22 protein-coding genes and 2 tRNA genes are annotated in these 24,708 nt (G+C 45.1%); all 24 read right to left on the bottom strand.

Going from position 1 to position 24,708, the window contains the following annotated elements; all coding sequences use genetic code 11:
* Positions 1-6 precede the first annotated feature (6 nt).
* The 24 genes from AXI59_RS12855 to pth all read right to left on the bottom strand — a co-directional run bounded on the left by AXI59_RS12855 (position 7) and on the right by pth (position 24,681).
* A complete protein-coding gene (locus AXI59_RS12855) occupies positions 7-1,422 on the bottom strand; it encodes an anthranilate synthase component I family protein (RefSeq protein WP_061528436.1) in 1,416 nt (471 codons plus the stop codon).
* Positions 1,423-1,588: 166 nt separating this feature from the next.
* Positions 1,589-2,515: a cysteine synthase A gene (gene cysK / locus AXI59_RS12850; RefSeq protein ID WP_061521575.1), complete on the bottom strand. Its 927-nt coding sequence runs from the start codon at positions 2,513-2,515 to the stop codon at positions 1,589-1,591.
* A gap of 75 nt (positions 2,516-2,590) precedes the next feature.
* A complete protein-coding gene (locus tag AXI59_RS12845; RefSeq protein ID WP_061528435.1) occupies positions 2,591-3,481 on the bottom strand; it encodes a peptidyl-prolyl cis-trans isomerase in 891 nt (296 codons plus the stop codon).
* A 45-nt stretch (positions 3,482-3,526) separates the two neighbouring features.
* The gene (hslO, locus tag AXI59_RS12840; protein ID WP_061528434.1) at positions 3,527-4,402 is read right to left on the bottom strand and encodes an Hsp33 family molecular chaperone HslO; all 876 of its coding nucleotides are present in this window, start codon (positions 4,400-4,402) and stop codon (positions 3,527-3,529) included.
* A gap of 9 nt (positions 4,403-4,411) precedes the next feature.
* Positions 4,412-5,188 carry a type III pantothenate kinase gene (locus AXI59_RS12835; protein WP_061521572.1) on the bottom strand — a complete coding sequence of 259 codons (777 nt, stop codon included), beginning with the start codon at positions 5,186-5,188 and terminating at the stop codon, positions 4,412-4,414.
* Positions 5,189-5,336: 148 nt separating this feature from the next.
* Positions 5,337-7,256, bottom strand: a complete 1,920-nt coding sequence (gene ftsH, locus AXI59_RS12830) for an ATP-dependent zinc metalloprotease FtsH (protein ID WP_061528433.1) — start codon at positions 7,254-7,256, stop codon at positions 5,337-5,339.
* Between the two features lie 97 nt (positions 7,257-7,353).
* Positions 7,354-7,893 (bottom strand): hypoxanthine phosphoribosyltransferase, encoded by a 540-nt coding sequence (gene hpt, locus AXI59_RS12825; RefSeq protein WP_061521570.1) that lies wholly within the window; start codon positions 7,891-7,893, stop codon positions 7,354-7,356.
* Complete coding sequence (gene tilS / locus AXI59_RS12820; protein ID WP_061521585.1) at positions 7,890-9,308, bottom strand: tRNA lysidine(34) synthetase TilS; 1,419 nt, start codon at positions 9,306-9,308, stop codon at positions 7,890-7,892. The genes hpt and tilS overlap by 4 nt, the downstream gene beginning before the upstream one ends.
* Before the next feature lie 103 nt (positions 9,309-9,411).
* Positions 9,412-10,413, bottom strand: coding sequence for a protein kinase domain-containing protein (locus tag AXI59_RS12815; RefSeq protein WP_061528432.1), 1,002 nt, complete (start codon positions 10,411-10,413; stop codon positions 9,412-9,414).
* Entirely contained in the window at positions 10,379-11,116 is a 738-nt protein-coding gene (locus tag AXI59_RS12810; protein ID WP_061521568.1) for a vWA domain-containing protein, read from the bottom strand. Before AXI59_RS12810 ends, AXI59_RS12815 begins: the two co-directional genes overlap by 35 nt.
* A 67-nt stretch (positions 11,117-11,183) precedes the next feature.
* A complete protein-coding gene (spoIIE, locus tag AXI59_RS12805; RefSeq protein WP_061528431.1) occupies positions 11,184-13,673 on the bottom strand; it encodes a stage II sporulation protein E in 2,490 nt (829 codons plus the stop codon).
* A 209-nt stretch (positions 13,674-13,882) separates the two neighbouring features.
* Positions 13,883-13,954: transfer RNA gene (locus AXI59_RS12800), tRNA-Glu, on the bottom strand.
* A gap of 9 nt (positions 13,955-13,963) precedes the next feature.
* Positions 13,964-14,040: transfer RNA gene (locus AXI59_RS12795), tRNA-Met, on the bottom strand.
* Between the two features lie 159 nt (positions 14,041-14,199).
* Positions 14,200-14,586 (bottom strand): S1 domain-containing RNA-binding protein, encoded by a 387-nt coding sequence (locus tag AXI59_RS12790; protein ID WP_004264630.1) that lies wholly within the window; start codon positions 14,584-14,586, stop codon positions 14,200-14,202.
* An 80-nt stretch (positions 14,587-14,666) separates the two neighbouring features.
* Entirely contained in the window at positions 14,667-15,044 is a 378-nt protein-coding gene (gene divIC, locus AXI59_RS12785) for a cell division protein DivIC (RefSeq protein WP_061521566.1), read from the bottom strand.
* Between the two features lie 17 nt (positions 15,045-15,061).
* Positions 15,062-15,697, bottom strand: coding sequence for a spore cortex biosynthesis protein YabQ (yabQ, locus tag AXI59_RS12780; RefSeq protein ID WP_061528430.1), 636 nt, complete (start codon positions 15,695-15,697; stop codon positions 15,062-15,064).
* The gene (yabP, locus tag AXI59_RS12775; protein WP_004264638.1) at positions 15,694-15,996 is read right to left on the bottom strand and encodes a sporulation protein YabP; all 303 of its coding nucleotides are present in this window, start codon (positions 15,994-15,996) and stop codon (positions 15,694-15,696) included. Before yabP ends, yabQ begins: the two co-directional genes overlap by 4 nt.
* Before the next feature lie 78 nt (positions 15,997-16,074).
* Entirely contained in the window at positions 16,075-16,335 is a 261-nt protein-coding gene (locus tag AXI59_RS12770; RefSeq protein WP_061521564.1) for an RNA-binding S4 domain-containing protein, read from the bottom strand.
* A gap of 1 nt (position 16,336) precedes the next feature.
* Positions 16,337-17,812: a bifunctional methyltransferase/pyrophosphohydrolase YabN gene (yabN, locus tag AXI59_RS12765; RefSeq protein ID WP_061528429.1), complete on the bottom strand. Its 1,476-nt coding sequence runs from the start codon at positions 17,810-17,812 to the stop codon at positions 16,337-16,339.
* Positions 17,802-19,382 carry a putative polysaccharide biosynthesis protein gene (locus AXI59_RS12760; RefSeq protein ID WP_061521562.1) on the bottom strand — a complete coding sequence of 527 codons (1,581 nt, stop codon included), beginning with the start codon at positions 19,380-19,382 and terminating at the stop codon, positions 17,802-17,804. The genes yabN and AXI59_RS12760 overlap by 11 nt, the downstream gene beginning before the upstream one ends.
* 164 nt (positions 19,383-19,546) lie before the next feature.
* Positions 19,547-20,083 carry a stage V sporulation protein T gene (gene spoVT, locus AXI59_RS12755; RefSeq protein ID WP_061521561.1) on the bottom strand — a complete coding sequence of 179 codons (537 nt, stop codon included), beginning with the start codon at positions 20,081-20,083 and terminating at the stop codon, positions 19,547-19,549.
* 136 nt (positions 20,084-20,219) lie between these two features.
* Entirely contained in the window at positions 20,220-23,753 is a 3,534-nt protein-coding gene (mfd, locus tag AXI59_RS12750; protein WP_061521560.1) for a transcription-repair coupling factor, read from the bottom strand.
* 70 nt (positions 23,754-23,823) lie between these two features.
* Positions 23,824-24,054 (bottom strand): anti-sigma-F factor Fin, encoded by a 231-nt coding sequence (locus AXI59_RS12745; protein ID WP_061521559.1) that lies wholly within the window; start codon positions 24,052-24,054, stop codon positions 23,824-23,826.
* A gap of 60 nt (positions 24,055-24,114) precedes the next feature.
* Entirely contained in the window at positions 24,115-24,681 is a 567-nt protein-coding gene (gene pth, locus AXI59_RS12740) for an aminoacyl-tRNA hydrolase (RefSeq protein WP_061521558.1), read from the bottom strand.
* Between the last annotated feature and the right edge of the window lie 27 nt (positions 24,682-24,708).

Below are 24,708 nucleotides of genomic sequence, written 5' to 3'. Positions count from 1 at the left end.
CTCACCTCATCTGATTTTTGTCTCTTCTTCACTCAGCTCTAACGCTTTTTTCATCGCAAAAGCTTTTTTGAACGATTCCTTATATTCATGCTTAGGAACCGAATCAATGACCACTCCTGCGCCGGACTGCATAAAAGCATGTCCTCCTGATGCATAGATCGTCCGGATCACGATGTTAAACTGCAAATCTCCGTTAAACCCGAACCATCCTATAGAACCAGTATAAAGCCCTCGTCTTGTCGGCTCAAGCTCTTCTATAATTTCCATCGTTCTAACCTTAGGCGCTCCCGTGATCGTGCCGCCGGGGAAAACCGCGTGAATGATGTCCACCGCGTCATATCCGTCCTGCAGTTCTCCCTGTACATTTGACACGATATGCATGACATGGGAGTACTTTTCTATCGCCATAAACTCGTTCACACGAACGGAGCCGTAGCGGGATACACGCCCGAGATCATTTCGTTCCAGATCCACAAGCATGACGTGTTCCGCGCGTTCTTTTTCATTATGAATTAACTCGTCAGCCAGCGCCTTGTCTTCAGCGTCATCTTTTCCTCTGGAACGCGTGCCTGCGATCGGCCTCGTTTCGAGCTTCTTCCCTTTTTTCGTCACCAATAGTTCAGGCGATCCGCATATCACTTGAAAGCCCGGTGTCTCCAGGTACGCCATATAAGGTGACGGATTAACGTCTCTTAAGTGCTTATACACCTCATAAGGATGGGCTGAGAGGGGCTGAGACTGACGAATGGACAAATTAACCTGAAACACATCCCCGCTCCCGATATATTGCTTAATTTTTTCTACTGCTTGCGAGAATCCTTCTTCGGTAAACGGAGAGGCGTATGATCCGTCTCCGCCTTGCTTCAGTGCCTGGTTAGGCACATTTTCAGTCTGGCGGGACCGCCACATTTGCTCTAACTCGGTAAGCTTTGCTTCGGTCAGCTCCTCATCTCCATCTTCAGTATGGGTAATGAGCCATAACGCTTCCTCCATGTGGTCAAAAACAGCGACATCATCAAATACGAGAAAGTAGATATCAGGCGTTTCCAGATCATCTAAGGAAAGCATTTTAAAATGCTCTATATATCGGGCATAGTCGTAGCTTATAAAACCGATCGCTCCGCCTTGAAAATCAGGGAATTCTTCTTTAGTTTCAGTTCCCAGTGTCTGAAACCAGCTGTGAAAGGCACGCAGCGGGTCACCTTCTTTAAACAGCGTTTCCCCTTTATGCTTAATCGTCGTAATCCCGTCTTTCCCTTTTACAGACGCAATCGGATCTAGACCGGCTATGCTGAACCTTCCCCCTCTCGCACTTTCGAGCAAAACATGCCGCTTTCTCAATTTCGCAAGGTTTTCATATTGTTGTAAGAAATCTTGTTTTTTAAAAGGTATTTTTCTTCCTGCCGGTCTGCGTTGTGCCATCGTATCAATCCTCTGCTTCGTTTTCTCTTAATTTTATTTTAAAGCAATCACGTGAGTGAAAAAAGTGAATTTCTCTTCCAACCATAAGATTCGAAGCGATTTTTGGATTTAAGATACTTCGGACAAAAAAAACTCCCGGATAACCGGGAGCCGCGCGTGTGTTTTTCTATTCAAACTGATAAAGCGGCGTGCTTAAGTAGCGTTCTCCGTTACTCGGGATGATGGCAAGCACTTTTTTGCCTTTCCCCAATTTTTTCGCAATTTCCAGAGCGGCGTAAATCGCTGCCCCGGAAGAAATACCGCCGAGGATCCCTTCTTCTTTTGCGGTTCTGCGGGCATATTCAAATGCATCCTCGTTTTGTACAGGAATGATTTGATCATAAATTTCTGTATTTAATGTTTCCGGCACAAAGCCCGCTCCGATTCCCTGAATTTTGTGCGGACCCGGTTTTCCGCCGGAAAGCACCGGTGAATCAGCCGGCTCTACTGCGTAGATCTTGATGGACGGGTATGCTTTTTTCAGCACTTCGCCTGCTCCTGTAATGGTTCCGCCTGTACCGATCCCGGCAACGAACGCATCAAGCTGGTCGTCTCCAAACTGTTCTACAATTTCTTTTCCTGTCGTTTGACGGTGGATTTCAGGATTTGCCGCATTGTTAAACTGCTGAGGCACAAAATAGCCGTGCTCCTTCGCAAGCTCTTCTGCTTTTTTAATGGCACCCTTCATTCCCTCTGCGCCGGGAGTAAGCACAAGCTCCGCTCCGTATGCGCGCAGAAGATTGCGGCGCTCCATACTCATCGTGTCAGGCATTACGAGAATCGCCTTTAAGCCTTTTGCCGCTGCAACCATCGCAAGCCCGATTCCTGTATTTCCGCTTGTCGGCTCAATAATCGTGTCTCCCGCTTTTAATTTGCCTTCTTTTTCAGCGGCTTCGATCATCGCAACTCCGATTCGGTCTTTTACGCTGCTGCCCGGATTCATGTATTCAAGCTTCAGATATACGTCTGCACTGTTTTCGTCCGTCAGACGATTTAATTTTACAATTGGAGTATTTCCGATTAATTCAGTAATAGAATTTGCAATACGCACCATCTTGGACACCTCAATTTCCGACTAAATTTATTGGTATTATGTATACAACTTATCAATTTCAAAATTTTTTGTCAATCATTTAGTTCTTTTATCCTCATAAAACCAGGAGACTCCAGCCTCTTTCCACAACGTTTTGACTGTCGCTTTGTCACCTAATTGATCCATAGCGATTTGCCTTCTGATTTGGCTCTTTACTTCATTGTATGAGAAAGTTCTCGCTTTGAGCTTTTCTTTCAGCTGAATGACGGCATAACCGGCAGAAACTTTGATCGGTTCAGAGGACCATTCGTTTTCTTTAAGATTTTTCGCTTCTGTAATATAAGCGGGCGGGATATTGTCCTGGTTTTCCGTTACAAAACCGAGATCTCCGCCGTATTGGGATGTATATCTGTCTGTTGAGCGTTCTGCGGCGACGGCTTCAAAACTTGAACCGCCCTTCAAATCAGCCAGCACCCGTTCAGCCTCTTTCTCGCTCTTTACGACGATGTGCCTGATTCTGTAGGAATCATCAAATTGGTACAGTTCTTTATTTTTATTATAGAATGATTGCATTTCTTTATCCGAGATATCGATGTCCTTCGTTAACAGCTCTTCCAGCAGAATGTTGTAGCGAATCTGGTCTTTCCATTCCTTTTCCGTTACATGATCGTCTTCATAAAATGAATTATTGACGGCTTTTATTAAAAGGAATTCGCGTTCAAGTTCGCTGTTTGATACTGTGAGTTTGTTCTTTTTCGCAAGCTCTTCTACCACTTCGGTGTTAATCATGTCTTCTAGTGTTGATTTTCCGTATTGGTCCTCCATTTTTTTCATCCACTCTTGTCTCGTGATGCTCTTATCCCCAATTGATGCGATTGATTCTTGAGAAGATCCTGCTGCTTGGGATTTTGTTAAGGTGTACGCGACAACTGTGCAGCCCACTAAAAGCGCTCCTACAATAATGGTCCATATCGTTCTTGATTTCAAATTCTACCCCATCCCTTTTTTAAATTAAAACAACCCGCTAAAGAGCTAGCGGGTTGTTTCGTCACGAAGCTCTTCCAGTTCTTCTTTTGTAAATAAATAATTCTCATTACAAAAATGGCAAACCGCTTCGGCTTTTCCGTCTTCTTCTATCATATCTTGAATTTCTTTTTTGCCTAGTCCTAAAATGGCTGTTTGAAAACGTTCTTTGGAACAAGAACAGTGAAATTTGACCGGCATTGTTTCAAGAACTTCCGGTTTTTGTCCTAATACTTCTTCTAAAATTTCTTCCGGTGTCAGGCCTTTTTGAATTAATTTTGAGATCGGTTCGACCTGGGACAAGCGCTGTTCGATTGTTGAAATGGTCTCCTCATCGGTTCCCGGCAGAAGCTGAAGAATGAACCCGCCCGCTGCCAGAATGGTATTGTCAGGGTTCACGAGCACCCCTACACCGACAGATGATGGCACTTGCTCTGATGAAACGAGGTAATACGTAAAGTCATCACCAAGTTCGCCTGACACAATCTCCACTTGCCCCGTAAAGAATTCGCGCAGTCCTAAGTCTTTTACGACACTCAGCGTCCCGTCTGTTCCGACGGCGCGTCTGACATCCAGCTTACCTTGTTCATTAAGGTCAAAATGAACGTGAGGATTTGATACGTATGCTCTGACTTCGCCTTTTGCATTTGCATCAGCGACAATGGCTCCGATCGGTCCGCCGCCTTCTACCTTTACTGTCAGTTTATCTTCTCCTTTTAACATGGCTCCGAGCATAAGAGAAGCCGTCATCGTCCGGCCTAAAGCCGCTGAAGCGGTCGGCCATGTGTCATGCCGTCTTTGCGCTTCGTTTACCATATCCGTTGTTCGGGCCGCATAAGCCCGTACTTTACCGTCAAATGCGATTGCTTTAATTAAATAATCCATAGTTACCTCCTATACATGACCCACACGATTTCGTTCATAAATAATTTCTAATCCTTTCAGAGTCAGAAACGGGTCAACAATGTCTATACAATCTGATTCTTTTGCGATTAATGGCGCAAGACCGCCGGTAGCGATGACTTTCGGCTCTTGTTTAGCCTGCCATTTCATCCGTTTTACGATGCCTTCAACTTGTCCGACGTAACCGAACAAAATGCCGGATTGCATTGCGCTTACCGTGTTTTTCCCGATAATATTGTCCGGACGCGCTATTTCGATTCTCGGGAGCTTGGCCGCGCGCGAGTACAGCGCTTCAGTCGAAATCGTAATGCCCGGCGCGATGGCTCCGCCCATGTATTGTTTGTTTTCATCAATATAGCAATACGTTGTCGCAGTTCCAAAATCGACTACAATGAGCGGACTTCCGTACAGCTGAATCGCCGCAACAGCGTTGACGATGCGGTCTGCCCCTACTTCTTTAGGGTTGTCATATTTTATATTTAAACCTGTTTTCATACCGGGACCGACAATTTGCGGATCGATATGAAAGTATTTTGTACACATTCTTTCTAAAGAAAACATAATCGGCGGAACAACGGATGAGATAATAATCCCTTCGATCTGTTCAAACATCAGGCCGACATGTTCGAATAAGGAGCGAAGCAGCATTCCGAACTCGTCCTCTGTTTTATGCCTGCTCGTCTCTATACGCCAATGATATTCTAATTCCCCATCATGATATACACCAATCACGGTGTTGGTGTTCCCCACATCTATAACCAGTAACAACCTCTATCACCACTTTTGAATAGTTTCTTATCATTACTTTTTCAACATTCTACAATACCATACACGATCACCGGCTCTTTTGTAAACAAAACGAGACCAGTAAAAAAACCGCCGGTATATGCCGGCGGTTTTCATATCAGAAAGCGATCTATTCTTTAGAGTCGTCCTTCTTTTCATCTTCTGTTTTAGACAGAATGTTAACTTTCACATCATCTTTTTTGAGATGGTCATCTGAGAAATTGCGCTCAGGGAGTTTTCCGTGATCCACAAGATGCTTGATTTGTTCTGCATCTAACGTTTCAACTTCAAGCAATGTTTGGGCGATCAATTCAAGTTTATCACGGTTTTCAGTCAGGATCGTTTTCGCACGCTCATAACATTCTTTAATGATGCGCTGAATTTCCTGATCGATTTCGTAAGCGATTTGATCACTGTAGTTTTGCTCGTTATTGAAATCCCGGCCCAGGAATACTTGACCGCCTTGAGATTGACCGAATTGAAGCGGTCCGAGTTTTTCAGACATACCGAACTCTGTCACCATTCTTCTGGCAATATTCGTTGCCCGCTGGAAGTCATTGTGAGCTCCAGTGCTGGCCTCGCCGAAGACAATTTCCTCGGCAACGCGTCCGCCCAAGAGACCGACAATTTTATCAAGAAGTTCAGGTTTTGTCTGGAAGTAACGGTCTTCTCTAGGAAGCATAACCGCGTATCCTCCTGCTTGACCCCTCGGAACGATCGTTACTTTGTGAACCATATCGGCTTCGTCTAATACAAGTCCGATAACGGTATGGCCGCCTTCGTGGTAAGCCACGATATTGCGTTCTTTTTTCGAAATGACGCGGCTCTTCTTCGCAGGCCCCGCAATGACGCGGTCTGTCGCTTCATCAATGTCGCGCATATCAATTTTTTTCTTGTTTTGGCGGGCAGCAACGAGTGCTGCTTCGTTAAGCAGGTTTTCTAAATCGGCACCTGAGAAGCCCGGTGTTCTTGAAGCGATCGCTTTTAAGTTCACCGTTTCATCAAGCGGTTTGTTTCTCGCATGGACCTGCAATACGGCTTCACGGCCGATGACATCCGGACGGTCTACCGTAATCTGACGGTCAAAACGTCCCGGACGGAGCAATGCAGGGTCCAGAATATCCGCACGGTTTGTCGCAGCGATAATAATGATTCCTTCGTTCGCACTGAAACCGTCCATCTCTACAAGAAGCTGGTTCAGCGTCTGTTCACGTTCATCGTGTCCGCCGCCAAGACCCGCTCCCCGCTGACGGCCCACTGCGTCGATCTCATCGATGAAGATCAGGCAAGGCGCGTTCTTTTTCGCGTTCTCAAATAAATCACGCACACGGGAAGCACCGACACCGACAAACATTTCAACGAAGTCAGATCCGCTGATGCTGAAGAAAGGAACGCCTGCTTCGCCGGCAGAGGCTCTCGCAAGCAAAGTCTTACCGGTACCCGGAGGTCCTACTAAGAGAACACCTTTAGGGATTCTTGCACCAAGCTCGGCAAATTTGCGGGGATCTTTCAGAAACTCAACAACTTCTACAAGTTCCTGCTTCTCCTCATCCGCTCCGGCTACATCCTTAAACTTCACGCGTTTCTTCTCTTCCGTGTACAGTTTCGCTTTGCTCTTTCCAAAGTTCATGACACGGCTTCCGCCGCCCTGAGCTTGATTGAGCAGGAAGAAAAACAGAATAAAGATGATGACAAATGGAATGATGGTCGTTAAGAACGTCACCCATCCGCTTGTTTCCTGTGCGGGATCAACCTTTACGTCCGTCTTTTTAATCGCATTAAATATCTGGTCTGCTCCCTTTCCTTCAGGAACATGTGTTAAAAAGTACTGATCTTTGTCGTATTTTTTCAGCTGTCCTTTGACCTCATAAACACCTCTGACAGGCTGAACCGATACGCTTTCAACTTTACCTTCATCGAGGTTCTTGATAAACGTACTGTACGACATATTTTCTGTTTTCGGGTTTGAGGTCTGGAAGTAACTCACAACCCCGATTACTACTAATAAAATAAGTAAATAAAAAATGGTATTACGGAAGACCCGATTCATTCCTTACCTCCTCCCACAGTAAGCACAACTATGTTCAATAGTACCATAGAAAATCATTCCAATACAACTGATAACCATCTCGGAAGCAGGCAGCCAATCAGCTTTCATAAATCGCCGGTTTTAAGACTCCGATGTAAGGCAGATTGCGATAGCGTTCGGCATAATCAAGTCCGTAACCCACAACAAACGCGTCAGGAACTTCAAAGCCCACAAAGTCGGCTTTAATGTCCGCTTTTCTGCCGCTTGGTTTATCCAAAAGGGTAACAATCTTAATTGATTTCGCTTTACGATATCGGAAGAGTTCTACGAGATAGCTCAAGGTTAACCCACTGTCGATAATATCTTCAATGATTAAGATGTCCCGGCCTTCTACAGATGTATCCAAATCTTTTATGATTTTTACTTCTCCGGAAGAAACCGTGGAATTTCCGTAGCTTGATACATCCATGAAGTCCATTTCCAAATATGTATCAATATGTTTCAAAAGATCCGCCATAAAAGGAAGAGCTCCCTTTAACACACCGATCGCTAACGGAAACTTATCGCTGTACTCGCTTGTTAATTGCTCTCCAAGCGCTTTTACTTTCTGCTGGATCTCTTCTTCTGAGATCAGCACTGTTTCAATATCTTGTTTCATGTTAATGCTTGCCCCCTACACTTTTCATGCTGTCTATATTGTAATACAATGCGGTCACTGTTTGAAATCACAAGATCTTCAAAGATGGATTTTTTCAAGCCAGGCAGCCAGATAATTTCACCGCTTGCATCCGTTACAATCGGCCATTCATTCCGATCTTGCAGAGGCAATTTTTCATCAATAAATATATCCTTTACCTTTTTTGAGCCATTCATCCCTTTAAGTTTTATGCGATCTCCGGTTCTTCTCGTCCGGATAGTTAAAGGAAATTGCACCTTATTCCTGCTTGTCATAAAAACAGCATTCCCATTTTCGAGATGAGGATCGGCATCATCTGCGACCTCAATCAAAAAGCCGTTGGGGAGAACAGCCGTCTCGCCTTCAGCTCCGTGCAGCTGCAGCTCAAAGGGAACTTTTTCACATTGCCATTGTTCAAATGTAAACAAACATGTCTGGTATGATTTGACCACCCTCAGCCCTTTCGGAAAGTCAAGCACTCCCGAGGCGCTGCCGTTTTCAGCCCATTCGAGAAACTGGTGAATATGGCGGGCGGAAAACGTTGATGGAACGTTTTCATAAAGATAGTTTAATATTAGTTGAACTCCTCTTCTTTGTAAAGGTATCGGAAGGGCAAGCAATAGAGAGGAATTGATTTCAACTGATGTGTCAGACTTGCTTGTAATAACCTTATTCATTCGTTCTTTCGTTAATGACTGCAAGTATTGCTCATCTTCTGTCAGAGCTTCACTTACCTTTTGAAACATTTTGTGAACGTCAGGTGATTCTTGTTTTAAAAAAGGGAGCACGGTCTTTCTGAATCTGTTTCTTGTATAATCATCTTTTGTGTTGCTCTCATCCGTTCTGTAGCTCAGCCCTTCTTGACGGCAATATTCGAGAATATCATCCTTCGATATAGAAAGAAAAGGCCTGATCAGAAAACCGGATTCAAATGCGCGGACGGGCCGCATTCCCAGAAGCCCGGCCCCAAGCGCCCCTTTAGCAAGCCTCATGAGCATGGTTTCGATTTGGTCATCACCATGATGGGCCAGCGCTAAATACTTCGCTTGATGCTTAGCCATCAGTTCTTTGAAAAACTGATATCTGCATTCACGCGCGGCAGCCTGCTTATTCAGCTTATACTTCTTTGCATATGCAGTGACATCAATCTGTATCGTTTCGCAGATGATGTGTTCCGCTTCGCAATATGCCTGCACAAACCTCATATCCTCTTCAGATTCAGCTCCCCTGAACTGATGGTCGACATGCGCCGCAATGATAACAGAAGACCGCCCGAAGTGCTTGTTCAGCAAACTGAGAAGCGCCATTGAATCAGGGCCTCCGGAGACGCCTGCAATGATGGTTTCTCCCTCTGCCTGAAGATGATAGTTTTTAAAAAAGTCTTTCACGCTTTTCACAATGTCCTCCTCACGGTGAGCAGGTTTTTTAAAGATATACATATCCTATCACTTTCAATCCCTTCAAGCAAAGAAGAAGCATGGCTGTTCACCCCTGATCCCGCTAGATCAGAAAAAAGACGATGTAAGCAAAATAAAGGGCAAGAACGCTGATCAAAATAAGCAGTGTTTCAAACAAGCCATTCGATTTTGCTGATTTCTGTTTGGGCTTATATCGTGTCTGCGCGACTGTGCCTTGGCGCGGTTTAACCCGCTGCTGCTTTGGCTGCGGGGCGGCTTTTTTTCTGCTCCCGGAGCTTTGGCCCGCCGTTAATATGTCATGCTTCATGGCTTCGGCAGACGAATATTGACCGTTTAAAGCAGAAAACAGAACCTTCTTATACTTATTCAAAAACGGATGGCCTTCAATAATGGAACGGAGCTGTTCTTTTGGCTGACTTGTCTTTTTATATTCTTTTTTTTGCACACAGTGAATCATGATCATTGCAACGGCAAACAGGTCATAGGATGGTTCTGCTTTTCTTGTACCATACCCCCAATACCCTCTATCGTAAAACTCTGTATACTCTTTAATGGCTCTTCCCTGTTTTGTCGTCCCGCCCACATCTATGCAGCGAATAGCAGCCGGAGGGCCGGTTACAATGAGGTTTTCCGGCTTGAGGTCGCCAAAGACCCATCCTTGCTGGTGAAGAACGGATAAGCTTGAAAGAAGCTGCACCATCAGCACCGGAATCCATTCCATGCCCTTACTGCTGATATATTGCGGAAGAAGCGGGCCTTCTATGTATTCCATCACGTAAAAAGATACACTTTTTTTCAATTGAGGTATGAACGCGTCATCTGCATCAAAAAAAGAAGGCCCCATCGTTTGCGACCGGGCCTTTGAAAAGGATTTTAAGACATTCACTTCAGAGGTAACAGACATGCTGTCGTCGCTTACTTTTAAAGCGACATGTCCGTCTGATGCTTCTGCCAAATATACAATTCCGTTAGCCCCTTTACCAAGCTGTCTGAGCAATCTGTAGGATCTGCCGTTCCATTTTCCCTGAATCGCCATTCCCGGTGTCAGACTACATACCAAACTCGTTAAAGCGTCGTTCATCATCTGCCAACATGCTCCTTCTTGAGCGGATTTTCTCAAATTGCTGCGTCGCTTCTCTAATAGCAGGGCCGGTAGGCGTTATACCGCCAGTCGACAGCTTCGCAAAGAGTGCGGAAAGCGATTCAAGCTTCGGCGTCCAATTCAGTACAAGTTCAACTTCTTGGCTTTTCCCGGGAAATATACACATAGCAAATTCATTATGTCCCGCCCGGGAATTGAGACTGATTGAAAGATCGATCAGCGCTTCCTTCACTGTCGGGAGCTTCGGCGCCATGCTCGCACTCGTATCAACAAGAACAAGCACTTGTAAATGAACCGTTTCCCCGAGTTCATCGACCACTTCCATTACTTCGCCGCGTTTTTCCGGAGAAAGCTCCTCCATCTCAACGTTTTTTCCTAAGATTTGTTTAAGCTCTTGATTGACAACACCTTGGAGAGTTTGGGTCATCGCTTTTTTAGTAACCATTTGGACCGTCTGAGACAATTGAGATGCATAAACAACTTGATGAACGCCGCCTCCAGCCATTGCGATGCCTTCGACTTCCTTCATTGCCTCTTGATCAATTGCGTTTTCTTCCATAATTCCAATGACATTCACCGTAATTCCCTGCTCCTTGGCAAAAGCCGCCATAGCGATCGGGTCTTCGCCGTGATTGGAGCAGCCATCTGTAATCAGCAGAACTTGATTTAAATGTCCCTTATTCACATACATTCCTCCCGGTGATACGATTAGTCACATCTTCGCCAGAAGGGAAATGATTTATACGAAGGGATTATGAAATCTCCTTTTTATTTTGGAAAACAGCCGGCACCGGAATGGAGGCCCATTTCGGCGTATTGTGATCAATCCGAATGACCACAACTGTCATATCATCCTCAATTTGGCCCGCGCGTGTTCTGATGACTTCCTCCATCATTAAATCGGCGATTTCCTGCGGGTCCTCTGTTTTTAACCCTTTCATTTTCCGTTTCATCCACAGATCATGATTCTCGACATGCTTCGGCCCTTCAAATATTCCGTCACTCATCATCACGAGCAGGTCACCCGCTTTTAACTGTTCACTCACGACCTCCACATCAAATTCATTAATAATGCCTATCGGCAGATTGCTGGCCTGCACTTTAATGACCTGATCTCCCCGCTTAATAAAACTTGGCGTTGAGCCGACCTTCAGAAACTTACAGCTTGCGTCCTGGAGATCAATAATAGAGAGATCGAGAGTCGAGTAAATTTCGTCTGTCGTCCGTAAAGACAAAATACTGTTGATGGTTTTGATCGCTATTTTTTCATCTATACCTGATTCAAGGATCTTTTCGAGCAGTTTGATGGTCTCATTGCTCTCATAATGAGCCCTCGCTCCATTTCCCATGCCGTCGCTGATCGCGGCCGCATACTTTCTTGCCCCCAGCTCCATCATGCTGTAGCTGTCGCCGGAGACAAGGCCGCCGCCTTTTGCCGCGTGAGCCGCACCTGTCGACACCCGGTAAGACTTGGTCGAACCGAACGCGACATGACTGTAGCCATTCGGATGATTTGAGTGCTGTTCGCTTTTCACGAGAATCTGCTCCTCGAGAATATCAGACAGCATAGGGGCGATAATTTTCTCACTCTCGCCATGGCCTCCGCTGAACGGAATGGTCATTTCAATATCAATGTTCCCCTGCTCCAAGCTGTATATCTCCACATGCTGGATCTCAATTCCGAAATGCTGGAGCGCCTCAATCATTTGCTCTTCCTGAATAAAATGCTGTTCCCTTTCCCGTTTTATTTCCCGAGAAAAGTCAGCCATTACTTCAGAAACGCCTAATAACTGTTCTGCAACAAGCCTTCTGCTGTCCTGAACCTTTCTCTTCAGGGTCAGATGGGCATGATGGTGGGCAAGCTCGTCCTCAATCAGCTCTTCAACTTGTCTTGATTTCGAACAGTGCTGCTGAAACTCCTTTTTCAGCCTGCGGTTCGATGTGTATTGTTTTTTCTCCGTTTCATGCATAACTTGTTTCATTAAATCATATGTTTTATCAAAGTTCTGAACCCAGCACTTGCTTTTTTTATAGCAAGATTGGCAGGAATGCTCTGTAATTTTGCTTAAAAAGAGATCAATTTCTCCATCATCAGTCTGTTCATCAGAAGACGTCTGATGAAACGTAGCGAAGCTCTCGGACAAGGCATGGAACACATTGGAGAATTGGTCCACTTTCTGCGCAGTGACATCTCTGATTTTTCTCGCGTACTGCTGCTGCTCCTGAATGTGCTCAGCAGTGCCCGGTATGTATCGCGCCACCTTTTTCGTAATGGACTGCGGAGTAAGTAAAAACAGCGCAACGGCAATCAGAGATTCGTAGAGGGTGGTCATTAATCCGGCCGATCCTTCTCCATATAAAGAAATGAGAAGCGAACCGATCACCAATCCGACTGCTGCACCGACTTTTTTGCCTTCCTTCAGCAGCCCGCCAAGAAGACCGGAAAAAGCAAGCAGACTCATTTGATAAAGATTCCCGATATTGGCAAGCCCGAGGATCAGCCCCGTCACGACACCTACGGTACAGCCGATGCTTGCCCCTCCGACAAAAGAGAAACTCAGCACGACATAGCGGGCCAGGATATGTTCAGCCTGCATTCCTTGAAACGAGACACCTGCAAGCCCCGTCAGTACAGAGGCGATTAAGATCATAAAACAAATGATTTCTTCTATTTTTAAAGATTGTTTGACTTTCTTTATTGTAAAAATCGGAAGACTTTGCAGAAAGATTAATGTCAAAATAAAGGCCAAGCCAGCTTCGACTACAGCCATCACGTAATCATAGGTTGTAAAGCCTCCGTTTTCGGCATATACAAATCCGATTCTGGCCGCTGCCATAGAGAAAAACACTACGATCGGCAGCATTTTTACCCGATCCTGCATTATGAAGGTGCCGATTTTTGAAAAAAGAGAGAAGACGATTAAAGCTGTCAGGATCATTAAAGAATGCTTCGGCGAAATGGTCAGTGCGCCTGCCAGTAAAGACAGACAAGCATAGAAAGCTTTATCTCTTCTGATCAAAAGCATCGCCCCGAAGAACGGCAGCGCAAAAGGAAGAACCTCAGATAATATGAAAGCCCGTCCGAGTAAAAAGCCGATCACGACATAAATAAAACCCTTATAGAAAAAAAGTGAATGCGCTTGATGGACTGTGAGCTTAGCCGCCTTTTCAAAAAACGATTGAAGTTTTTCCAAAGCTTGTCCGGCCATCGGCCCGTTCACTCTTCTTTCTGCTTTTTCCATTGCTCTCATCCCCCACCTGTTTTATTCGTTGCTAGTCATTATAAATGAAAGCACAGATAGGATTTTGTCAAAAGAAGGTAACGATTTCAAAGAACTCTTCGACGCTTTCTCCCTTGTTCCCCTTTCCTCTCGTATTTCCTCCGACATTTCTCAAAAAGTTGTCTAAATATGAAAAAATCGGCTTCTAGAGCAGAAGCCGATTCGCTTGATGACCCGTACGGGATTCGAACCCGTGTTACCGCCGTGAAAGGGCGGTGTCTTAACCGCTTGACCAACGGGCCTAACAAATATGGTAGCGGCGGAGGGGATCGAACCCCCGACCTCACGGGTATGAACCGTACGCTCTAGCCAGCTGAGCTACACCGCCATATAAGTGCTTATAAGCACAAGTTATATAATACAAAGGTTTCTTAATTCCGTCAACAGAAAGTTTAAAGTTTTAATTTTCAGACTGCGTAAAGGAGCATACAAAAAAAGCACCCGCTGGGATAGACGGATGCCCCATGTATTTATAGAAAGCAGCAAGTTATCCTCTTCTTGCTCCGCGCCCTCCACGTTTTGATTCCGTGTTTCGTTTTAAAGATGATAAGCGATCTTCGCTATCTTTAAGAAACTTGTTCATTTTCTGTTCAAAAGATTCTTTCGGACGGAAATCATTTCTAGGTCTGGCTTGCGGACGGTCTTTAGCTTTTTTGATTGATAAACCAATTTTCCCGTCTTTTTCAACGTTGATGACTTTCACTTCAACTTGATCGCCGACTTTTAAATGTTCGTTAATGTCTTTCACATAATTATCGGCTACCTCACTGATATGAACGAGACCGGTTGAGCCTCCAGGCAATTCAACAAACGCTCCGAAATTTGTAATACCTGTTATTTTCCCTTGCAACTTGCTGCCAACTTCAATCGACATAAAAAAAGTGCTCCTCCTTAGGCTTATAAAAAGATCGTTTGTTTAATTATACCTAAATAAAAATTTAAGTGTCAACAAGGCTACTTGCTCTTCTTCTCTACATTGAAGAGAATTTCACCATTTCCTGACATAAACAAGTCTCTTCTGGCAAGCTCTGTGACGTAATCCTCATCCTTTAATTTGGTAATTTCATCTTTTAAATCTGCTTGTTTTGTTTTCAATCCTTTGATTTCTTTTTCCAGCTGTGCTTTCTTTTCTTCGTTTGCGCTAAGGGAAGAGGTTTGTGACCAAAGAGAACTTGCTAAGACAATAGCCGTTAACAACACAAGGGCGCCGAATACAATCAACCGTCTGAACAGCCCTTTTCGCCTTCTTTTCATAAGCTGAGATTGCCGCTCTACCTGCTCTTTATAGTCGTTTTGAATTTCAGTTATTGTTCGTTCCCTAGATAGATTCAAACCAGACGGTCCTCCTTTCACCTTTTCAAAATACGTATAATGGTCGATCTGATTGTTATGAATAGTTTCTTGCTCTGTTTTAAAAATCCTGCACCCTTTTGAAAATATCGTTTGAAAGTAAGACGCCACTTTTCAGGAAGAAGTTTCAATATTTGTTTTAACAGGAAATACAGCGGATATAACAAGAATTTCATGATCTTATAAAGACATAATACGAAAAAAGCAATCATTCGGTAAGAGTATAAAGAAAGAAACGCAGCCAGTCCGATCACCAGCTTAAACAGCCCAACAACCGGACGAAACAGCACGTTCTGAATGAGCTTTTTTGCAAATTGATAAAGAGAAACCGCAAGATGAATGGTGAATTTCAGTATTTTTATATACATTCGTTTACAAAGGCTTTGGTACGTCGCAATGCCCAATAATACAGCTAAAAAAATGTATATCCGGAGTTCTCCCTCATTTACATTAAGCAGCACGTAGAAAAACAGCAGCCCTTGTACAATCCAAAAGAGAATATCGTGGATAAATAACAGCCACCTGGCTGTTTTGGCGCGAATGACAAAAAGCCTGTATGTATCAAGTGACGCTCCGAGCCAGGCGCCCATACCGGCCATTGCCAGCATCGTATAAAATTGTGTCGTCAGCGTCATTTAAACAACTTGCTAAAAAATCCTTTAGCTTTATCCCCTTGCTGCTCGTCTAAATATACAAGGTCAAACACCCTGCCTTTTATGGACACAATTCCCTTTTCCACATCAAGATTTTTCATTTGCAGATTCTCGCCTCTGACCGAAAGCATACCCATAACCGTTTCCAGCAAAAACTCTTCGTTGTCAAAACTTTCTACATGCTTGACGCCCGAAATGTCTAAATGCTTTCTGCCTTTCATTGTCACGTCATGCTGTTCCGGAACAGAAGAAGAACCTTTTTGCTCATAATATGAATTCATCTATTCAGCCCCCATATCCTCGATACTTTTAGCATTATTACTGCATTGTATGAGGCGGGAGCTTGGTTTAGAACAAGCCTACTCGCCGAGTTTTTCTTCTTTGACGATCGTGTACATGCCTGCGGCTTCCTCTTTTTTCGTCGTTTCTTTCAGTTCATTTACTTTTACAGTAACAAGCTTTTGACCGAAACGGACCTTCAGTTCGTCTCCCGCTTTTACGTCAGAGCTGGCTTTTGCCTGATTTCCGTTAATGGTGATTCTCCCCTGATCGGCGACTTCTTTTGCCAATGTGCGGCGTTTAATTAATCTGGATACTTTTAAAAATTTATCAAGTCTCATACTAGGATCTCCTCTCCGTTTCTTTGGCTTCATTCCACAGTTTGTCCATATCCTCAAGTGACATTTCTGTCAGCTCCAGTCCCTTTGATGCGGCTGTTTTTTCAATATAAGCAAACCGCCTGCGGAATTTGTCGTTTGTCATCGCAAGCGCTTCTTCCGGTTCAATTTTATAGTATCGGCCGATATTGACCAATGCAAATAAAACATCGCCGAATTCAGCTTTCAAGCTCAGTCCGTCCAAAGATTCATCGGAAGCCTCCGCAGAAAATTCCTTGATCTCTTCATTCACTTTGTCCCACATATCTTGAACCCGCTTCCAGTCAAACCCGACTTTGGCCGCTTTTTTCTGAAGCTTGGCGGCTTTTGAGAGGGAAGGCAGGGTTTTCGGTACAGAATCCAGCAATGACGCGGATGTTGTTTGCTTTTCTGCCTTTTTGATTTCTTCCCAATTGGCAACGACGTCATTTTCATCCTGAACCTTAACATCTTTAAACACGTGCGGGTGCCTTCTGACCATTTTCGCGCTGATGTCTCTCAGGACATCATCTATTGAGAAGTATCCCTCGTCTTCTCCGATTTGGGCGTGCAGCATGACCTGAAGCAATACGTCTCCAAGTTCTTCTATGATATGATCCGTGTCTTCTTCGTCAATGGCCTCAAGCAGCTCGTAGCATTCCTCGATCATATATTGTTTTAAAGACTGATGTGTCTGCTTTTGATCCCACGGACAGCCGTTCGGCCCGCGAAGCTCTCGGATAATTCTTCGGAATGCAGAGAATTCTTGGTAGAGGAGTTCCTCTTTTTTAATCGGCGGAACATACACACTTGTTAAATTATTTATGCCGACACTGCGGTCAAGCTCGAATAAAGGAACCTTTCTTATATCCTCTTCCTTGCTTCCCGCTGCGGTCACGATCACTACCTCATAGTCATCAGGCAGCTTCTCCATCAGCGTCAGCTTCACGTCTGAGGCGGTCATTTGGTCATAGACCTGGCAAATAATCAGATGATGGCGCAGCTCAAGCTCATCGGGACTCATCGTTGCCGCATCTGCAAATTGCAGCCCCTCAATCGGGTCAATATGCAGGGCGTTAAATGTCGCATCCAGAAAGCTTTGCCCTCCGGCGGTGTGTACGGTTATCTGTTTTTCTTCTTGCCGTTCAAACAATAGCTGAACCGTTTTCTCTGCGACAAACGGATGGCCCGGTACTGCGTAGACGACATCTTCATGCTTCGCCTTTTCAAAAAGAATGTCTGTGATCTCTTCGTAAACGGCTTCGAATTGATCGTGTTTTTCATAAATATCATCAAAGAAATGGATCCGGGCCGCGGTCTCTTGCTCTAACTCTTTTACTACAGGGTGGTCTTTCGTTCTCAGATAAAGAGCCTCCGCCCGAGTCAGCAGTTTATGTACGCCTACTGTTAACTGGTCCATGTCTCCGGCGCCAAGACCGACGACTGTAATGTTACCTGCCATGTTTTTCTCTCCTCGTTTTTAATCTACTTAATGTATTGCCAAAAGGAACGCTGCTCAGCTCTTCGTCCGTAAAAATCTTCATTCTTATCATACAATAGATAAACAAAAGCCCCCCGATTGCTGATGCCGATAAGCTCTCACATACCGCTCCGGCCCTGCTGTCGGGAACAACGCTCTGCCAGAGTTTCAAATAGACGAGCAGTAAGACTATCATCAAGAGACCGCACCACAGCAGCCGGGCGATGACGCCGCCTATTTTGGTCAGCCAGCCTTTTTTTCTAATCCGATGCAGATTGAGGCCCGCAACGGCGGCAAATGCCAGAACGGTCGCAAGCGCCGCTCCTGCAATACCCCAGCTTGGGACTAGCAAAACATTCAGCAGCCATTTCAGCACCCCTCCTGCACAAACTGATACCGCGGGGAAAATGGTATGTCCCGCCCCTTGAAGAATGGCAGCTGTAGTCAGCGCGATTGATGCAAAAAAGATGGACAAACTGAAGATTTGTAAGGCAGGCGTTCCCTCACTGTTCTGAAACAGCATAATATTAACCGGTTCTAAAATACAAAAGAGACCTGCTGAAGCGCCGATTCCCACTGCAAGGCAGAGCTTGACGGCAGATGTTGCTTTTTCTTTTATGATAAACGGCTTCTTTTCATTGACCGCTTTTGATATGGATGGAACCAGGGAAGCAGCGATGCTGACGGCAAACACGGTTCCCAGCTGAAGAAGCGGCTGTCCCCGATCATAAATCCCTTTCAGCTGTTTGGCGCCGTGGCTCTCTGTGCCATCTGACAGCAGTGAATATAAGTTCAGGGCGTCAACAAGCTGAATCAAAAGCAATAATACACTGCTGACGCAAATGGTGATGGAATACAGCAGCAGCTTCTTTATAATAACGCCTGTCCCGATCTCGCCGCTGTCCTTCTTTGTTTCCTTTCTTTTGTACCAAAAAACAGCCAATACACATAGCGCCGCAAGGCTTCCGGCAATTGATCCCGAGGCCGCTCCCGCTCCCGCCGCGTACAGTGAGCGGCCCTTTTTCAGCAGCCAGAAGGATAATCCGAGAAGCACCGCCACACGCAGCAGCTGTTCTGTAATCTGTGATAAGGCAGACGGCAGCATGTCGTGCACACCTTGGAAATAGCCCCTCAAAAGCGCGGCAAACGGAAACAGCAAAAAAGCAAATGATGCGACGCGTATCAGCATCACAAGGCGGGCGTCACCCATAAAATCGGCTAACGGGGCCGCTCCCGCATACATCAGCACAAAAAGAATGATGCCCGCTGCCATGACATACAGAGCTGAAATTTTCAGTATTTTTTGTTTATGATCGCTATAGTCATTCATTAATTTCGATATGATCACCGGAAAACCGGATGTTGAAAGCATGACTGCGATACCCAAAAACGGGTATACCTGCTGATAAATGTAAAATCCGACGTCACCGACAATATTCTGAAAAGGGACTCTGTACACGGCGCTCAATATTTTTGTAACGATGCCCGCAATGACCAGCACAAAAGCCCCTTGCCACGCCCATTGCCGTTTGGCGTCAACTGAATCGTTCATCCAAAAGCTCCTTCCAGCCGCAGAAAAATACGAACTATAAAAACGAGCTTATTATATCACAATCCTAACGGCGGGAACCGATTTTGGAGCACATATGAAAAAGAACAGCGCATGTCCCTGAGCTGTTCTTTCCACGTTGCTTATTTCAATAATGGTAATAAGACCTACTGTTCCATCTGTCTCGCCAAAAAACTGGCTGCCGTTTCTACCGCTTTATGCTCGACTTCGCCTAAGGCTTGTTCTTTTGAAAAAATGACCACGGCTCCGATGGGATCGCCATTTGCTACGATAGGAGCTATCGTATAAGAGCTCATGTCTTCATCAATGTCATTCACAAGCTGCGCCGATTTCACATCGCTCTCTATTACGGAGCTGCGCTGATCCATCGTTTTTTCCAGCAAGTCGCTGATTGCTTTATTCAGAAATTCTTTTTTCGAACTGCCTGAGACGGCAATATATGTGTCACGGTCGCAAATCAAAACGGAATGGCCGAGACTGTCATAAAGTGCGTCTGCATATTCCTTCGCAAAATCACCCAGCTCACTGATTGGAGAATACTTTTTCAAAATAACTTCTCCGTCGCGATCAACAAATATCTCAAGCGGGTCTCCTTCCCTGATTCGCAATGTTCTCCGAATTTCTTTAGGGATGACGACCCGTCCCAGATCATCAATACGACGTACAATACCTGTAGCTTTCATCTCTCTGGTGCCTCTCTTTCATGTGATGATATTTAAGGGAAAGTACTAAAGCTTTCTACTTTATGTAGCTTCCGCCACTCGCTTGAAATTAGTATCCGACACATCAAATGTAATATACACCAGAGAGTAACAATTTTTATGAAGATGCGATTGTTTGTTTTTTCACGTCTTGCAGGCCTTTGAGCATGCCGAGCACTGTATCGAGCCACTCTTCCGTTTTGCGGCCTTTCGTCTGCACTGAGATTTTCAGTTTTTTCCCTTCCATTCCCAGTCCGATTTGTCTGCCGTATTTATTGCCGAGCTCGAAAAGTTTTTGTCCGTCAATTTCTGCACTGGCTTCTTCAGAAATGATAAATCTGACTGCGTCTTTATCCTGTTTAATGAGTTCGACGCGTTCATACTTTCCGTACACCTTCATCTCAGCGACTGTAAACAGAAGTTCCACTTCTTTCGGATAGGTGCCGAACCGGTCGATCATTTCGTCTTGAAGCTCGTTTTTCTCCTCAATTGTCGCGACTGATCTAAAGCGCTTATACATGTCAATCTTCTGTTTGCCGTCTTGGATATAGTGTTCAGGAATGTAAGCGTCAAGTTCGATGTCGATTTCCGTTTCGAACTGCTCGCTTCTCGGCGTATCGCCTTTTCGCTCTTCAATCGCTTCTTTCAGCATTTGTGAATACAAGTCAAACCCGACTGAATCGATAAAGCCGTGCTGCTGGGCGCCGAGAAGATTACCAGCTCCCCTGATCGTCAAGTCACGCATGGCAATTTTGAATCCTGAGCCAAGCTCCGTAAATTCTTTAATCGCTTGAAGCCGTTTTTCCGCCACTTCAGTAAGGACTTTGTCTCTGCGGTACGTGAAATAGGCATAAGCGACCCGATTGGAGCGTCCGACCCGTCCTCTGAGCTGATACAGCTGAGACAGCCCCATTTTATCGCCGTCAAACACAATTAATGTATTAACGTTTGGAATATCTACGCCTGTCTCAATAATGGTCGTGCTGACCAAGACATCCGATTCCCCTTCGAGAAAATTAAGCATGACGCTTTCCAATTCATTTTCGGTCATTTTCCCGTGGGCGTATGCCACTTTCGCATCAGGAACAAGCATGGAAATCTCATCAGCTTTCCGCTCGATATCATCAACACGGTTGTACAAGAAATAAACTTGGCCTCCGCGTGCCAGCTCCCTCTCAATCGCTTCTCTTACAAGCGCGCCGTTGTATTCAACCACATACGTCTGTACAGGGAAACGGTTTTCAGGCGGTGTTTCAATGACAGATAAGTCCCTTACTCCGAGCATGGACATATGAAGTGTACGCGGGATAGGCGTCGCTGTGAGTGTTAATACATCGACATTGGCTTTGATCTGTTTGATTTTTTCCTTATGTGTGACACCGAAGCGCTGCTCCTCATCAATAATAAGCAGACCGAGATCCTTGTAGACAACATCTTTTGATAAGAGCCTGTGGGTTCCGATGACGATATCAACCGTTCCGTTTTTCAGACCCTTGATCGTTTCATTCGCTTCTTTTCTCGTTCTGAATCTGCTGAGAAGGCCGATGTTGATCGGGTAGTCCTGGAATCTTTCCATAATGGTTTCGTAATGCTGCTGAGCCAGTATGGTTGTCGGCACGAGCAGCGCCACCTGCTTCCCGTCGGCAATCGCTTTAAATGCGGCACGGATGGCTACCTCTGTTTTCCCGTAACCGACATCGCCGCAAAGCAAACGATCCATCGGGCGCTCTCTTTCCATATCCTTTTTGATCTCCTGAATGGAGCGGAGCTGATCTTCTGTTTCCTGATAAGGGAAAGCGGACTCGAACTGCCGCTGCATTTCATGATCAGGAGAGAAAGCATAGCCTTTGCTTGCTTCTCGTTCCGCATAAAGCTTAATCAAATCGTCGGCAATGTCCTGAACGGATGTTTCGACTTTTTTCTTCACCCGTTTCCATTCGCTGCCGCCGAGTTTATAGAGCTTCGGTTCTTTCCCTTCAGATCCGACATATTTCTGAACCTGATCGATCTGTTCTACCGGCACATACAGCTTATCGCTGCCCTGGTAATGGATGTTCAGATAATCTTTATGGATCCCTTTGATTTCAAGCGTTTCAATGCCTAAATACTTACCGATTCCGTGGTTGATGTGGACGACATAGTCTCCGACCTGGAGTTCAGAATAGCTTTTGATCCGCTCTGCATTTGTCAGCTTCTGTTTTCTCGGTTTCTTTTTGATGCGGTTTTTGAACAGCTCTTCTTCCGTAATGACGGCCAGCTTCATCAGCGGCAGTTCAAAACCTGATTGCAGCTCGCCCTCCATCACATAAACCTGTCCTTGGACAAGTGCTTTAGTGCTGTCCGTTTTAGCCGCTTCAATTTCATAATCAGCCAGCACGGAAGCCAATCTGTCCGTTCTGTCTTTATTTGCTCCTAAAAAGACGACAGTAAAATTTGATTTCTTAAAGCGTTCCATTTCACCGGCGAGTACGTTCATCTGTCCGTGGAAATTCTGCATTTGCCTGCTTGTCACATTCACGATATTCTGCGGGCTTGTATGCTGCACATGTCGCAAAAATAACGAAAAGTACAGCGTCGGCCGCCGTTTTTCAGACATAAGGTGCTGGAAGCTGAAGGATAAATTGATGTCATGCAGAATTTTTCCTTCCTCCAGCAGATTCGTCATGAACTCGGCCTCTTCTTTTTGCAGCTGCTCCTCCATCTCATGGATACGGCTGACCTCGTCTAACACTAAAATCGTGTCTGACGGCGTATAATCTAGCAAACTAGCAGGCTTTTCGTAAAAATAAGAGAGATACTTGACCAGCTCTTGGTCAGTCTGTCCCGTAGATAATCGCTCTTTATCATGAGAGATATTCAAGTGCAGCATTTCTTTTTGTTTGTCCTGCTTTAACTTTTTCAGGCTTTCGGCAAGCCCTTGATCCAATTTCTCGATCGCACGGGCTTTTTCTTCCGCTCTGATGATCAGTTCCTTGGCGGGACCGATTGTGACGGTTTTAAGCGTCTCAATTGATCTTTGGTCATCAGAGTTAAAGCTTCTGATAGAGTCAACCTCTGTATCAAACAATTCAATTCTCACCGGATGCTCCGATGTCAGCGGATAAATGTCGATAATTCCGCCGCGAATACTGAATTCACCGGGTGCAGAAACCATATCGGATCGTTCATACCCCACCTGTACAAGGCGTGCAGAAAGCTGATCCGGCTCTATATCATCTCCAAGGGTGATGACCAATTGACTTCTTTTCCAAAGCTCTTTTGGCGGAAGCATTCTTCTTACGGCAGCGACGGGCGCTACGACAATCGGCGCTTCACCATTTGTTAATCTATTAATGACATCGAGCCGCTGAGCCCGCAATTCAGGACTCGCCACTGCGATTTCTGAAGAAATCAGTTCGTTAACGGGGTACAAAAAAACAGACTGGTCCCCGAGAAGCGCCGTTAGGTCTTCTGTCACTTTTTGTGCCTGGTATAAATTATGGGTGATAAAAAAGATCGGCTTTTTCGTTTCCTGTGCCAGGGCGGAGGTAAAAACAGAACGTGCGGAACCTGACAGACCCGCAAGCAGCTGTTCCTTCAGCCCCTCGTGTAAACCGTTAACAATGGAGTTAAAATCATCGCTTTCTTTTATAAAGGTTTGAATATTGTCCATATGGGCCCCTCCTCTCTGTTTTCTGCAAGAACAGAAAAACGCTTTGGTCTAGAATCTACACCAAAGCTTCTTATTGAATAAATGTGTGGTGTTCATGATACTGCGGGTTACGCTCCAGCGCTTCTTGGCAGTCTTCACAAATTGTAAGAACATGGACATCTCCATTGTCTTTATATGAAATCATATCGTTTCTTTCCTCATTTGTTAAGTGCTGAAATCCAAGTGACTGAGTCGGCACCACCGAATATTCCAGGCTTCCTACTTTAACACCGCAATGGCGGCAGAAATAATGCAAAGCCATACATTGGACCTCCTGATGTAAAAAATCATTTTTCCCTAGTATGGTCTCCCATTATGTATCTTATACATTTGCATTAAATTCGTTCATAACTTCTAAAAACGGTTTCGTTAAGGAAGCATCACAGGCTTTAACTGATTTTGAAATGGCTTCATTGATAAACGGCGCTTCTTCTTTCGAAAAGGCCCCTAACACGTAATCAACCACTTTCATGCCATTGACGGGACGGCCGATTCCGATTCTGATGCGGTCAAATTCGGGGGTTCCGAGGTGCTGAATCAGGGATTTGATGCCGTTATGGCCGCCTGCGCTCCCCTTCGTCCGCAGCCGGATTTTACCCGTCGGCAGATCGAGATCATCGTAAATGACCTTCAGATCTTCATTCTCCGCTTCATAATAATCCATTAACGGGCGCAAACATTCCCCTGATAAATTCATATATGTAAGCGGTTTAACAAGTAGAACTTTTTTTCCGGAAACAAAGCCCGTTCCGTAAAGCCCGTTGAATTTCGTTTTGTTCAGTTCAATATTCCATTCCTTTGCAAGCTGATCAATGGCCATAAAGCCGACATTATGTCTTGTGTTTTCATAGTTCTTTCCCGGATTTCCCAGACCGGCTATCACAAGCATCGCAAATCCTCCCTTAAAACATGGCTG

This window comes from Bacillus nakamurai, assembly GCF_001584325.1.
GTDB lineage: Bacteria > Bacillota > Bacilli > Bacillales > Bacillaceae > Bacillus > Bacillus nakamurai.
This window is presented reverse-complemented; position numbering and strand designations above follow the sequence as displayed.

Coding starts and splice junctions, on each gene's coding strand:
- AXI59_RS12855 (WP_061528436.1), bottom strand. CDS start 1,422: ATGGCACAACGCAGACCGGCAGGAAGAAAAATACCTTTTAAAAAACAA.
- ftsH (WP_061528433.1), bottom strand. CDS start 7,256: ATGAATCGGGTCTTCCGTAATACCATTTTTTATTTACTTATTTTATTA.
- AXI59_RS12760 (WP_061521562.1), bottom strand. CDS start 19,382: ATGAACGATTCAGTTGACGCCAAACGGCAATGGGCGTGGCAAGGGGCT.
- mfd (WP_061521560.1), bottom strand. CDS start 23,753: ATGGACAATATTCAAACCTTTATAAAAGAAAGCGATGATTTTAACTCC.
- hslO (WP_061528434.1), bottom strand. CDS start 4,402: ATGGATTATTTAATTAAAGCAATCGCATTTGACGGTAAAGTACGGGCT.
- hpt (WP_061521570.1), bottom strand. CDS start 7,893: ATGAAACAAGATATTGAAACAGTGCTGATCTCAGAAGAAGAGATCCAG.
- AXI59_RS12790 (WP_004264630.1), bottom strand. CDS start 14,586: ATGTCGATTGAAGTTGGCAGCAAGTTGCAAGGGAAAATAACAGGTATT.
- spoVT (WP_061521561.1), bottom strand. CDS start 20,083: ATGAAAGCTACAGGTATTGTACGTCGTATTGATGATCTGGGACGGGTC.
- yabP (WP_004264638.1), bottom strand. CDS start 15,996: ATGAATTCATATTATGAGCAAAAAGGTTCTTCTTCTGTTCCGGAACAG.
- cysK (WP_061521575.1), bottom strand. CDS start 2,515: ATGGTGCGTATTGCAAATTCTATTACTGAATTAATCGGAAATACTCCA.
- AXI59_RS12770 (WP_061521564.1), bottom strand. CDS start 16,335: ATGAGACTTGATAAATTTTTAAAAGTATCCAGATTAATTAAACGCCGC.
- AXI59_RS12745 (WP_061521559.1), bottom strand. CDS start 24,054: ATGGCTTTGCATTATTTCTGCCGCCATTGCGGTGTTAAAGTAGGAAGC.
- AXI59_RS12815 (WP_061528432.1), bottom strand. CDS start 10,413: ATGATGAACGACGCTTTAACGAGTTTGGTATGTAGTCTGACACCGGGA.
- spoIIE (WP_061528431.1), bottom strand. CDS start 13,673: ATGGAAAAAGCAGAAAGAAGAGTGAACGGGCCGATGGCCGGACAAGCT.
- pth (WP_061521558.1), bottom strand. CDS start 24,681: ATGCTTGTGATAGCCGGTCTGGGAAATCCGGGAAAGAACTATGAAAAC.
- yabQ (WP_061528430.1), bottom strand. CDS start 15,697: ATGACGCTGACGACACAATTTTATACGATGCTGGCAATGGCCGGTATG.
- yabN (WP_061528429.1), bottom strand. CDS start 17,812: ATGGCAGGTAACATTACAGTCGTCGGTCTTGGCGCCGGAGACATGGAC.